General features: G+C 64.3%; 12 protein-coding genes. 8 read left to right on the top strand and 4 right to left on the bottom strand.

The window, feature by feature from the left end:
• The first annotated feature begins 155 nt into the window (after positions 1-155).
• From rpsF to AC5RU7_RS09055, 7 genes are all read left to right on the top strand, one after another.
• Positions 156-461 carry a 30S ribosomal protein S6 gene (gene rpsF / locus AC5RU7_RS09085; protein ID WP_015939036.1) on the top strand — a complete coding sequence of 102 codons (306 nt, stop codon included), beginning with the start codon at positions 156-158 and terminating at the stop codon, positions 459-461.
• Positions 462-535: 74 nt separating this feature from the next.
• Entirely contained in the window at positions 536-1,108 is a 573-nt protein-coding gene (locus AC5RU7_RS09080; RefSeq protein WP_009357084.1) for a single-stranded DNA-binding protein, read from the top strand.
• A gap of 125 nt (positions 1,109-1,233) precedes the next feature.
• Positions 1,234-1,473 (top strand): 30S ribosomal protein S18, encoded by a 240-nt coding sequence (gene rpsR / locus AC5RU7_RS09075; protein ID WP_003800144.1) that lies wholly within the window; start codon positions 1,234-1,236, stop codon positions 1,471-1,473.
• A 17-nt stretch (positions 1,474-1,490) separates the two neighbouring features.
• On the top strand, positions 1,491-1,943 hold the full coding sequence (gene rplI / locus AC5RU7_RS09070; protein WP_494051967.1) for a 50S ribosomal protein L9: 453 nt from the start codon (positions 1,491-1,493) through the stop codon (positions 1,941-1,943).
• Positions 1,944-2,080: 137 nt separating this feature from the next.
• A complete protein-coding gene (locus tag AC5RU7_RS09065; RefSeq protein WP_494011438.1) occupies positions 2,081-2,932 on the top strand; it encodes a PhzF family phenazine biosynthesis protein in 852 nt (283 codons plus the stop codon).
• Positions 2,933-3,037: 105 nt separating this feature from the next.
• A complete protein-coding gene (locus AC5RU7_RS09060; protein WP_494011439.1) occupies positions 3,038-3,664 on the top strand; it encodes an FMN reductase in 627 nt (208 codons plus the stop codon).
• 59 nt (positions 3,665-3,723) lie between these two features.
• Complete coding sequence (locus AC5RU7_RS09055; protein ID WP_494011440.1) at positions 3,724-4,047, top strand: TFIIB-type zinc ribbon-containing protein; 324 nt, start codon at positions 3,724-3,726, stop codon at positions 4,045-4,047.
• A gap of 9 nt (positions 4,048-4,056) precedes the next feature.
• Here AC5RU7_RS09055 and AC5RU7_RS09050 read toward each other — a convergent pair whose 3' ends face one another.
• Together AC5RU7_RS09050 and AC5RU7_RS09045 are read right to left on the bottom strand one after the other, a co-directional pair.
• Complete coding sequence (locus AC5RU7_RS09050; RefSeq protein ID WP_494051966.1) at positions 4,057-4,629, bottom strand: hypothetical protein; 573 nt, start codon at positions 4,627-4,629, stop codon at positions 4,057-4,059.
• Between the two features lie 14 nt (positions 4,630-4,643).
• Entirely contained in the window at positions 4,644-4,916 is a 273-nt protein-coding gene (locus AC5RU7_RS09045) for a hypothetical protein (protein WP_494011442.1), read from the bottom strand.
• Between the two features lie 658 nt (positions 4,917-5,574).
• Here AC5RU7_RS09045 and dnaB point away from each other — a divergent pair.
• Positions 5,575-6,957 carry a replicative DNA helicase gene (gene dnaB, locus AC5RU7_RS09040; RefSeq protein WP_009357077.1) on the top strand — a complete coding sequence of 461 codons (1,383 nt, stop codon included), beginning with the start codon at positions 5,575-5,577 and terminating at the stop codon, positions 6,955-6,957.
• A gap of 8 nt (positions 6,958-6,965) precedes the next feature.
• Here dnaB and AC5RU7_RS09035 read toward each other — a convergent pair whose 3' ends face one another.
• Both AC5RU7_RS09035 and AC5RU7_RS09030 read right to left on the bottom strand, forming a co-directional pair.
• Positions 6,966-7,985: an acyl-CoA thioesterase gene (locus AC5RU7_RS09035; RefSeq protein WP_494011443.1), complete on the bottom strand. Its 1,020-nt coding sequence runs from the start codon at positions 7,983-7,985 to the stop codon at positions 6,966-6,968.
• A 102-nt stretch (positions 7,986-8,087) separates the two neighbouring features.
• Positions 8,088-12,488 (bottom strand): rhamnogalacturonan lyase family protein, encoded by a 4,401-nt coding sequence (locus tag AC5RU7_RS09030; RefSeq protein WP_494051965.1) that lies wholly within the window; start codon positions 12,486-12,488, stop codon positions 8,088-8,090.
• Positions 12,489-12,636 lie beyond the last annotated feature (148 nt).

Here is a 12,636-nt window from a genome sequence, read left to right as displayed (position 1 = left end):
GGGCGAATCGCCTATCCGTTCCAAATGCACTAAGATATTGAAGTCTGTGCTGCGTCCCGCCCCGTTCCGGTGGCTGGCCACGGCACGGCATCGCAAATGAACCTCCTGTTACGGAAATGCCGTAACCGCTTAGCCCAAAGGAGGTGGGTTCACATATGCGTCCTTACGAATTGATGGTAATCATCGACCCCGAGGTCGAAGAGCGTACCGTTGAGCCGTCGCTTCAGAAGTTCCTGAATGTCATCACCAACGATGGTGGAACCATCGAAAAGGTTGACATCTGGGGCCGTCGCCGTCTGGCTTACGACATCAAGAAGAAGTCCGAAGGTATCTACGCCGTGGTGAACTTCACCGCCAAGCCGGAAACCGCCAAGGAACTTGACCGCCAGCTGTCTCTTAACGAGACCATCATGCGCACCAAGATCACCCGCCCCGAAGAGCAGAAGGTTGTTGCTGAGTAATTTCAGCACCGATTTTCATTCTTTACCCCGCAGGAAACGAACTCTTCACCCAGGATCGAACAAGGAGGCAGTAGATGGCAGGCGAAACCACCATTACGGTCATCGGTAACCTCACCAATGACCCGGAATTGCGGTTCACACCGTCCGGTTCGGCAGTAGCGAACTTCACCATCGCTTCCACCCCGCGCACCTTTGATCGCCAGTCCAACGAGTGGAAGGACGGGGAAACCCTGTTCCTCCGCGCCGCCGTCTGGCGTGAAGCAGCCGAAAACGTTGCCGAGTCCCTTACCAAGGGCATGCGCGTCATCGTTACCGGCCGTTTGAAGAGCCGTTCCTACGAAACCAAAGAAGGCGAAAAGCGCACCGTTATTGAGCTTGAGGTCGACGAAATCGGCCCCAGCCTGCGCTATGCCAATGCCAAGGTCAACCGCACCCAGCGCTCCGGCGGTCAGGGCGGCGGCTTTGGTGGCGGCAACAGCGGCGGTGGCTTCGGAGGCGGCAACTCTGGCGGAAGCCAGGGCGGCAACTCCGGTGGAGGCTGGGGCGGCGGCAACCAGCAGGCTGCGCAGGATGACCCCTGGGCTACGCCCGGCGTCTCCAACGCGGGCGGCTGGGGCAACGGCCCCGATTCCGAACCTCCCTTCTAACAACCAATAAAGGTCCGATGCCGGGACCGCAAAAAGTGCCTTCGGCACTTGCGCGGATGCCGCTGCCGGACCACCACCATCCCGTGGATCAACATCCACGGGCTCCCTAGAATAGGAGCTCCACGATGGCTAAGGCTGAACTCCGTAAGCCCAAACCAAAGTCCAACCCCTTGAAGGCCGCTGACATCACTGTCATCGACTACAAGGACGTAGCATTGCTGCGCAAGTTCATCTCCGACCGCGGAAAGATCCGCGCCCGTCGCGTCACCGGCGTCACGGTCCAGGAACAGCGCAAGATCGCACAGGCAATCAAGAACGCCCGCGAAGTTGCTCTGCTGCCTTACTCCGGCGCTGGCCGCGGCTAAGGAAGGGATTAACTAACATGGCAAAGCTCATTCTGACCCACGAAGTAACCGGTCTCGGTGCTGCTGGCGACGTTGTCGAGGTCAAGGACGGTTACGCACGTAACTACCTGCTGCCCCGTAACTTCGCCCTGACCTGGTCGAACGGTGGCGAGAAGCAGGTTGAGTCCATCAAGGCCGCCCGCGCCGCCCGCGAGCACGCTTCCCTGGAAGACGCTCAGAAGCAGGCCGCTGCACTGCAGTCCAAGCCGGTTCAGCTCGTCGTCAAGGCCGGCGAAACCGGACGCCTGTTCGGCACGGTCAAGCAGGCCGACGTCGCCAACGCTGTTGAGGCCGCAGGCCTGGGCAGCATCGACAAGCGCAAGGTTGAACTGCCCGTCCACATCAAGTCGGTCGGTTCCTACCAGGCCAACGTCCGTCTGCACGACGACGTTGCCGCAGTGATCGAACTCGACGTAGTTGCGGGGAAGTAGTCACGGACTGCACTTAAAGGACCCCCGTCGCCGGATTCCGGCGGCGGGGGTCTTTTGCTTTGTTTCAGGGGCTGTGCAGTTCGGCCATGACGTGGCGGTCGCCAGTGCCCTGCCAGCACTGCTGCTAGCATGCAGCGGTGACTATCGAAACCATGCGGCCGCGCCCCTTCCACCAGGTTGATGTCTTCTCTGACCGGGCGTACCGGGGCAATCCGCTGGCCGTTGTCCTTGACGCGGAGGGCCTCACCGGAAGCCAGATGCAGCACTTTGCCAACTGGACCAACCTGTCCGAGACCACCTTCCTGCTGCCCCCAACGGATCCCCGGGCTGACTACCGGGTACGGATCTTCACCGGCAGCGAGGAGTTTCCCTTTGCCGGGCACCCGACGCTGGGCTCGGCCCACGCCTGGCTGGAGGCCGGTGGAGTGCCGAAGTCGGCCGGCAGTTTGGTGCAGGAGTGCGGGGCGGGTTTGGTCCGGATAAAGAACGACGGCGGCCGGCTGGCTTTTGCCGCTCCGCCACTGACCCGCTTTGGTCCGGTGGATGGACCCACCAGGCAGCAGTTGGCGGCGGCACTGCGCCTGGCGCACGAAGACATCCTCGACGCTTCCTGGCTGGTGAACGGGCCGGAATGGATCGGCGTGCTGCTGGCTTCTGCAGCCCAGGTGCTTGCGCTGGAGCCCGATCTGGTGCTGATGGGTGATTTGAAGGTGGGCGTGGTGGCGCCGCACCGGCCGGGCGCGGACGTCGACTTTGAAGTCCGTACCTTCATTCCCGGGGACGCGATGGTGGAGGATCCCGTTACCGGCAGCTTCAATGCGGGTGCGGCGCAATGGTTGATCGCCAGTGGCCGGGCCCCGGAGGAATACGTGGCCGCACAGGGGACCGTCCTGGGCCGTGCCGGACGCATCCATGTCACGGCCGGAGGCGGAGAAACCTGGATCGGGGGCAACTCCAGCACCTGCATCCGCGGCTCGGTACTCCTGTAGCCCCGCGGCCAGAAGGGGCCGCGGGAATACGCGCGGGAATCCCACGGTTCACCATTTAGATGCAAATGCATGTATGGTGAATGAACGAGCAACAGGAGAAATGCCATGGAAACCCGCCGCATCACAGTTCTTTCCGCGGGACTCGGCGTCCCGTCGTCGAGCCGCCTGCTTGCTGACCAGCTGGCAGCTTCGGCGGAGCGGCAGCTCTCGGCGGCCGGGTACGACGTGACGGTGGACGTCGTGGAACTCCGCGACCTGGCGGTGGACATCGCCAACAACTTCGTGACCGGTTACCCCGCTCCGCGCCTGGCGGAAGTCATTGCGGGCGTGGAAGCATCTGATGGACTGATCGCAGTAAGCCCCGTATTCAGTGCGTCCTACAGTGGCCTGTTCAAGTCATTCATTGACGTTCTTGACCCCAAATCCCTGGACGGCAAGGCGGTCCTGCTGGGCGCCACCGGCGGCAGTGACCGCCACCAGATGGTCCTGGACTACGCCATGCGTCCGCTGTTCAGCTACCTGCGGATGCGGATGGCCGCCACGGGCGTCTTCGCAGGTCCGCAGGACTGGGGAACGGTGGACGACGGCGGCTCCTCCCTCGCGGAGAGGATTGACCGTGCTGCCGGCGAGTTCGCCGGACTGCTGACCGGCACCCAGCCCGGCCGCAAGCCCTCCCCGCTGCATTCCCTCCCCTTCGAGCAACTGCTGGCAGGCATTTCGGGCAACCGCTGAAACCGGACACAGCGAACTTTCAGGGACAGCCGGTCGTTGTGCCGGATATGAAATGCCCTGTGGATTCCGTAGACCTGCTGATGACCGAGCGCAGCGGGGTGGAAATTGACTACTGTCCGCAGTGCCGTGGGGTCTGGCTGGACCGTGGCGAGCTGGACAAGATCCTGGACCGGGCCGCGGACCTGATGCCCGGCACGGCGCCTGCCCGGCCGGCACCCTCCGCCTCAGGCCCCACACCGCCGCCGCTCTATCCCAACTTCCAGCCGGGGCGTGAGCAGCCCCGATATGACGACCGGAAATACGGCAAGCAAGGGTATGACCGGGACTACGACCGCCGGCATAAGAAGAAGGAAGGCTGGCTGGGGGATCTGTTCGATTTCTAGCCCGGAGCCTTAATCGTCGAGCAGTTCGATGAACTCCCGGGCCTGCTTAATGGAAATATCCGAGTGGCGGGTCAATGCCATGGCAGCCGCCTCCGTATCACCGTTCCGTGCCAGGGTGCGGATCCTGCCGTAGATCTCGTCGTTAAGCATGTTGCTGCTGACCTCGCGGGTGACGTCGCCTTTGCTCACAATGGCGCGGTAGCGGTAGGGGAACCGCTGCGGCTCGTCGTCGTCGTCTTCGTCAGGCTCCTGGGCGGCGGCTTCCGGGCTCCGGTAGGGCTGCGGGTGTGCGGCCAGTGCACCCACCGCATCGCGGGAGGCGCGCAATCCGTCGCCGGTGGCCTCGTAGTACAGCTTGATGGCGGCCATGGCCTGCCCCTGGGCGATGAGGGCGTAGAGCCGCCGGTGCTCGTCCTCCGAGAGCTTGGCTGCAGCTGCACGGGCAAGCTCGGCGGAGGACGCCGCGGGCTGCGGAGTGGCGGCCGGATGTGCTGCCTTGCGTTTCCCAAAAGCGCGCATGGCAAGAATGACTCCAGCCACTACTGCCAGGAGGATAAGGACAGGGACCACAAGCGATTCCATTGTTCTAAAGCCTTCTATGTGTTTCCTGGCCGGTGCCAGATTTGTTTGCCTGCATCCTGCTGTGCAGCGTTCTGGCCATGGCGCGTCTTCCCCTCCAGCCGGGCACGGGCAGCGGTGGCCGCTTCGACCTGTGCTGCATAGTGCCGGGCCGAACGTTCGGCAAGGTCGCGCTGATATTTTTCCGCGTCGGAGATGCCGGAGTCCCGGGGGCTCAGGGCGGTGAAAAGACCCCAAAGGAGCGCCACCAGGACAATTGCCGGCAGAAGCACCAGCAGCAGTTCGCCCATACCTAGAGCTTATGCCAGATCCACGTTATCCACAGCAATATTCACGCGGGGGCATACAGTGCGGCGGGGAGTAGCGGAAGGGCCGAAAGGGGAATATGAGAAGCGCCACTTGCTGCACGTGGCGAGTGTCACTGGAATCGTTTGTTCACCCCCAGGCCCAGGCGAAGCGGCGGGTTCTGTGGATGAAATTCCACAGAAGAAATATTTACTCCACAGACTGAACGTATTGTTTTCGCAGGTCAGAGGCACTTAGGGGACAAAAGTTTTTTTCTTTCCACAGGCTTTCACACAGGCTGTGCACAAGCTATGCCCCTCAGTGCACAGGTTATCCACAGTCTGTCCGGCCTGCCGGCTTTGCGGCCCGGGCCCGGGGGGCTAGCGTAGCGGAGTACCTGTTGTGAGGGTATGAAATGGTTCCGGCATTAGGGACGAAAGTCCAAACTGCGGCCAGTAACTGTCCTCAGGAGAGGCCTCTGTGGAAAACCTGTGGACAGTGGGGATAACTCCCAAACACCTGCTTTTCGGTTGGCGGCAGCATTGTCGGACCCCGCCGGTAGAACTGGACAGGTGGCTGGGCACGGACTTTTCCGGGTGAGCCTCAAACAGGACAGTAACCACCGGGCAATCCATGTCCCGGTACAGATGGAGGACGGCAGCTTTGTCAATCGCGCAACTGGACCCGGTAGAGACTACCCGCGGATCAGACTCCAGCCGAAAGCCTCCCCAGGACATCGCCGCCGAGCAGTCGGTTCTTGGCGGCATGATGCTGTCCAAAGATGCCATTGCTGACGTGGTGGAGATCCTCCGGGGCCAGGACTTCTACCGTCCGGCCCACGAAACCATTTACGAAGCCATCATCGACCTCTACGGCCGGGGTGAGCCCGCGGACGCAGTGACTGTCTCGGACGAGCTGACTAAGCGTGGCGAGATCAACAGGATTGGCGGCCCGGCCTACCTCCATGAACTGATCCAGACCGTTCCCACGGCGGCCAATGCCGGGTATTACGCCGAGATCGTGGCAGAACGCGCCGTCCTGCGGCGCCTCGTGAATGCCGGCACCAAGATCGTCCAGCTGGGCTACGGCTCCGATGGCGAGGTGGAGGAGCTGGTCAACCAGGCGCAGGCTGAGGTCTACGCGGTGGCTGAGCGCCGGACGGCCGAGGACTATGTGGTGCTCAAGGACGTCATGGAGTCCACCGTGGACGAGATTGAGGCGTCCGGGCACCGCGGGGAGGGCATGACCGGCGTCCCCACCGGATTCTATGAGCTTGACGAACTCACCCACGGCCTCCACCCCGGGCAGATGATCGTGATCGCTGCCCGGCCCGCCGTCGGTAAGTCCACCTTCGCGCTGGATTTCGCCCGTTCCGCGGCCATCAAGAACAACCTGGCAACGGTCATGTTCTCGCTCGAAATGGGCCGGAACGAGATCGCCATGCGACTCCTCTCGGCGGAAGCCACCATCGGCCTGCAGGACCTCCGCAAGGGGACCATCAAGGACGAGCAGTGGTCCAAGATCGCCACCACGATGGGCCGGATGAACGACGCACCGCTCTTCATCGATGACAGCCCTAACATGTCCCTGATGGAAATCCGCGCCAAGTGCCGCCGCCTCAAGCAGCAGCACAACCTCAAGCTCGTCATCCTGGACTACCTGCAGCTCATGAGCTCCGGCAAGAAAGTGGAATCCCGTCAGCAGGAAGTGTCCGAATTCTCGCGTGCCCTCAAGCTGCTCGCCAAGGAACTCGAGGTCCCCGTCATTGCCCTGTCCCAGCTCAACCGTGGGTCTGAACAGCGGCAGGACAAGCGCCCCATGGTTTCGGATCTTCGAGAGTCAGGTTCCATTGAGCAGGATGCCGACATGGTGATCCTGCTCCACCGCGAGGACGTCTACGACAAGGAATCACCGCGCGCCGGCGAAGCGGACATCCTGGTGGCCAAGCACCGTAACGGCCCGACGAAGGACATTGTGGTCGCCTTCCAGGGCCACTACTCGCGGTTCGCGAACATGGCGGCCGACGCCGGCGGCGGCGGCTTCTAGCAAAGGCGTCAGGCCGGAGCGGCCTGCCCGGCATCCTGTCCGGCCAGGCGGCGCGCCTCGGCCTGCTCAAGCAGGTGGTTCGGCAGCCGGTTTCCAGGGGCGGTGCCCCGGATCTCCAGCAGCTCGCGCGCATGCGCGTGCAGTCTCTTGTCCTCCTCGCTGACCGGCACCCACGTGGGGACAGGCACGGAGTTGCCCTCGGCGTCGCGCGCCACCATGACGGTGAGGCAGTAGGTGGTGAGGTTCAGCTCGCCGCCCTTGGGGTCGCCGGACCTGACGTGGACGGCAACGTGCATGCCCTTGGTCCCGGTGTAGACCAGCCGGGCCTCCACCTCCACCACGTGTCCGATCAGCAGCGGCCGGTAGAAGCGCACGCCGCCGGAGAACACCGCCACGGTGTCCCTGCCGCAGTAGCGGGACGCGCAGACATAAGCGGCCTCGTCGATCCACTTCATCACGATGCCGCCGTGGACCTTGCCGCCCCAGTTCACGTCGGTGGGGGCCGCCATGAACCGCAGGGTCACCCGTTCGGCCGTACCGGCATCGGTATATTCCTGCCGGTTCATAGCTTCCACAATCTGTTCACGGACCTTGATGCGGGCCAGGGCGTGGTCGCGCTGCTCGATCTCGGCGGGTGTGGCGGGCTCGAACTGCCGCACGGGAATGGGTTTGCCGTCCTCGCCCACCGCCACGAAGATCACCATGCACTGGCTGCGCATGGTGGCGGGCCCGCCCTTGGGATCCCCGGAGGAAACCACGGTGCGGATATGCATGGAGGACCGGCCGGTGTACACGATGGTGGCTTCCACCTCCACCATATCGCCGCTGTTCACGGGGTCCGCGAAATGGATGTTTCCGACGTAGGCGGTGACGCAGTAGGACTTGGCCCAACCCACCGCCGCAGCATAGGCGGCCTTGTCCACCCACTCCAGGACTGTCCCCGCATCCACCGAGCCGCTGTGGCCCACATCCATCGGAGCGGCCAGGAAGCGCAGGGTCACGGAGTTCGAAGTGCCGGTCGCAGTCATGGTGCGATCATACTGACGCCCCCGGTTACCGGCGGGTTGGGGGCGAAACACGACGCTGCCCCGCCCGCCGGAAAGGCGGACGGGGCAGCGTCGCGGAACCCCCTAGCCGGCGTGGGTGTACACGATGTCCGGCTGGGCAGGAAGACCCATTCCTTCACCGATGAAGAAGCCCGGGTGCGGCGGCTGGTTGTAGGAGATGTTCTCCCGCGCCACGGACAGGCGGTACACCGGATCGTGCATCAGGGTCCGGAGCCGGATGTCCGTGCCCGCCGTGGTGGTGTAGATCCGCAATTCGGTGCTGTCAGCTGAAGGCCAGGCGATTTCCTCGCGCCAGTCACCCAGCAGGTCGGCCTGGATGGCAGGCGTGCCCTTGGTGCTGTTGTTCGACTTTGCACCCGTTGCGGTCAGCAGCCGTTCGCTTGTTGCGGCCTGCCAGTTCCACTTGGCGACGCTGGGCGTTCCGGTGCTTGTGGTGGCGTCCCAGTCGTGGTCGACGATCTCACGGAGCAGGTCGCCGTCCCACCAGGCCAGGAAGTTGGCCGCAGGAATCTTTTCGGCAATCAGCTCACCCCTGGCGGAGCGGAGCTGGCCGACGGGGGAATTCCACGCGGCGTCCCCGCCAATGGCCCAGCCCTCGGCGCCGGGGTGGCGGGGATCGATGTCGCCCATTGCAGCCCGACCGGTGTCCTTGACCGCAGGAATGCTCCACAGGACAGTGCCGGTCTTCGAGTCGCGGAAGGTGGCGCCCCGGTTGCCGCTGGATCCCATGTCCTCGTGGGCTGCAAAGGTCTCCAGCCCCGGGCGGGACGGGTCGAAATCGCTGGTGTGGATGGCGTCGCCGTGGCCCAGGCCGGTGGTGTAGAGCGGCTTGCCGTTGTCGTCGATGGTCATGGAACCGAAGACGAACTCGTCCTTGCCGTCCGCGTCCACGTCGGCAACGGACATATTGTGGTTGCCCTGTCCGCGGTACTGCGCCCCGCTGGCGTCAGAGTCGAAGATCCAGCGTTTGGTGATCTTGCCGCCCACAAGGTCGTAGGCGGCCAAGACTGCGCGGGTGTAGTAGCCGCGGCTGAACATCATGGACGGGCGTTCGCCGTCCAGGTAGGCCACGGCACCCAGGAACCGGTCCACGCGGTTGCCGTAGGTATCGCCCCATGCCCCCACATCCCCGCGCGGCGGGTCGTAGGCCACGGTGTCCATCACGGTGCCGGTGGCGCCATGGAAGACGGTGAGGAACTCCGGGCCGGTGAGCACATAGCCGCTGCTGTTCCGGTAGTCGGCGCCGCCGTTGCCGATGACCGTTCCGGCGCCGTCACGCGTTCCGTCCGCGGTCTTCATGGCCACTTCGGCCTTGCCGTCGCCGTCGAAGTCGTACGCCAGGAGCTGGGTGTAGTGCGCCCCGGCACGGATGTTCGGTCCCATGTTGATCCGCCAGAGCCTGGTGCCGTCCATCCGGTAGGCGTCCACGTAGACCGTGCCGGTGTAGCCCGCCTGCGAGTTGTCCTTGGAATTGGACGGGGACCACATCTGGATGATTTCGTACGTGCCGTCCCCGTCCAGGTCCGCGACGCTCGCGTCACCGGCGGAGTAGGTGTAGGGCTGCCCGTCTTTGGTGTAGTCGTCAGCCGGTTTGTCAAGCTTCACGGCAAGGTAGTCCTGCGCCAGCGGCGTGAACTCCGCGGTCAGCTGGTCCCCACCGGCGCCAACGGCCTTGATGGCGTAGCGGGAAGCGGCCGTCCCGGCCGGGTCAAGGAAGGTGGTGCTGTTGCGGATGGGCTCCTCGGTGAGCTGCACGCCATCGCGGATCACGTGGAACCCAATCTGCTCCGGGTCCAGGCCCAGCATGCGCCAGCCCACCCGTACACCGCCCTCGGTCAGGAGTGCCACGGGAGCACGGTCAATCTGCTCCATCTGCCGGTTGACCACCGTGACCTTTTCCGTGCCGATCACGGGGGAGGGGAGCGACTCGCCGCCCTTGTTGACGGTGGTCACCCGGTAGTAGTACCTGATGGTGGTCAGCACGGTGTAGTCCGTGAAGTTCACCTCGGACGCGCGGCCGACGTACTCGAAGGGCCCGTCCGGCGAGGTGGAGCGGTAGATCTGGTAGGCGGCGGCGTCGGCCACCTTCTGCCATTTGAGGGTGACGCTGGTCTTCTCCACTGCCTTGATGTCCACCTTGGCGGTGGCAGCCGGGACCGGGGTGGCCGGATCAACCAGCGCGGTCTCCGCGGTGTTGGAGCGGACCGACTCAAGGCCGGTGCTGTCCAGGGCGGTCACGAAGTACTTGTAGGAGAGCCCCGGGAAGGCGGTGGTGTCCTGGAAGGCCGGAGCCGCCACGTTTTCAGCCACCAGCTGGGGCTCGGTCTCGAAGGAGGCCTGCCGGAACACCTTGTAGCTCGCGGCGTCGGCCACCGGATCCCAGGCAAGGTCCACGGTGGCGGGGTCTGCGGCGGCGTTCACTGCAGTGGTGCGCAGGTTGGTGGGCCCGACCAGCAGCGGGGTGACCTCGAGGCCGTTGAGCCGCTGGCCCGAGCCGCTGATGGCCAGGTTCAGCTGCCCGTCAGAGACCAGGACCTGGTTGATGATCTTGGTGGCGGAGGATTCCCTACCGGAGGATACCTGCCCGAACGGGATGCCTTCGGCAGCAACGTCCGTCCGGGTGGAGCCGATCCAGTCGCTGTGGTATGTCTTCAGGGCGTAGGTGCCGTTGGGGACGTCCAGCCGGAACTCAAAGCTACTGCCGCTCAGGACGAAGTCCCGGAGGAGGTTGCTGGTCACGGCACCTCGGTCGCGGTCGCTGAGGACGGAGGTGTCCTTGAAGCCGAACGTCCGCTCCGGGGTGTAGGCCATGGTCCGGTTCACCTCGGTGTAGCCTGCTTCCACCGGTGCCCCCACCGGGCCGAAGTCGAACTTGTACTTCGCCTTTTTGGTGGTCAGGGCCAGTGCGTCGCTGGGCTCAGACAGGCCCTTGCCGTTCATCGCGGCCACCCGGACGCTGTAGGCCGTGCCTTCGGCAAGTCCGGCCAGGTTGGCGGTGGGAACGGTGGCGGTGGTGGTGAGCTGGTACGAGCTGTCGGGTTCGTCGGCCAGCTTGCGGTACACCTTGTAGATGTCGGCACCTTCCACCGGCTGCCATTTGAGCAGTGCCCCGGCATTGGAGATGCTGCCCGCCACCAGTCCCAGCGGCTTTGCGGGAACGGACGACGGCGGCGCCACCTCCCGGACGCGCGTGGCCAGGGGCAGGTTCAGGCTCTTCACGCCGCCGGCGACCAGGCGGGCGATCTGGATGGCGCCATATTCCTGGAAGTGGGTGTTGTCCACAGTGCCAGTGGGCCGGTTGGGGTATACGCCGGCATCAACATGGAGGAAGACGGACTTGGTGTCCTCGGGGCCGATCTGGTCGTAGTACGCACGGCTTGAGGCGGAGAGGTCCACCAGGGCCACGTTTTCCTCGGCTGCAAGCTCCTGCATCTTGGCAACGTATTCGGGGAAGCTGACGCGGAATTTGCCCGTGGCCTCGTCGTAGTCGCGGCGGCCCACCGGCGTCACCAGGATGGGGGTTGCACCGCGCTGGCGGGCGCCATGGACGTAGGTGCGGAGGTATTCCTTGTAGTCGGCGGGAGACGCATACCGGTCATCCACGCCGATGGTGGCGTCATTGTGGCCGAACTGGACCATCAGGTAGTCGCCGGGGTTGATGACGCGGAGGATTTCGTCCAGGCGTCCCTGGCTGATGAAGTTCTTCGAGCTCCTGCCGCCGATGGCGTGGTTTCGGAAGGTCACGGCGCCGTCGAAGTAGCGGTCGATCATCTGGCCCCAGCCCGCCTGCGGGACGTAGCCGGGATCGTAGGTCTGGACCGTCGAGTCGCCAGCAAGGTAGACGCCGGGATCGCTGGTGGCGGTGCGGGGGGCCCGCGCGGCGATGACCAGCGAGTTGATTTTGGCCGCGCTACCGCTGAAGTCGAGGTTCAGCTGGCCGTCCACCAGTGAAATGGGGAACTCCATCTCCAGGTACTGGCCGGCAGGCTTGTCCGTGAGCTGGACCTTGGCCATTTTCTCCGCTGTGATGGCGATGTTGGTTGCTTCCACGGCGTCGCCGGCTATCAGCTTGACCGTGTAATCGCCGTTCGGAAGGTCCACGAGGAAGGTGCTGCCCTGGGCCAGCACGAAGTCGGAACGGAGAGCGTCGCCAGTGCCGCGGTCCGCGCCGGAGGTGGCGGCAGTGTCCGCAAAGCCGAACTTTCCTGCTGCGGAGTACTGCGTGCCGGCATCCACATGCGTATAGCCGGCCGCCGTTGCCCCGGGACCGAAGTCGAACTTGAACCCGCTTCCCACAGGCGGCAGGGCGGTGTTCGCATGGACAGCGGGGAGGCCGGTGAAGGCTATGGCAGCCGAGGCGATGGCTGCGGTGGCGGCCTTGGCGCCGGAAGCGGCAAGGCGTCGTCGCCGTGGCGGGCCTTCCAGGGTTTGGAGGATAGGTTGCGGGGGTTGGTTCACGGACATCTCCTTCGATGAGCGGTAGCAACGCAGCCCGGTCGGTTGGAACGATTCAAAAGCAGTGCGCTCCAGAGGGTGCACGTTGCATTTGAGGGTGGATCCCGAAGGGGGAGCCGGGTAAAGAGGCTGAGACCTGGGTGCGGGTGATGCAGCT

Source organism: Arthrobacter sp. K410C (genome assembly GCF_059090105.1).
This window is presented reverse-complemented; position numbering and strand designations above follow the sequence as displayed.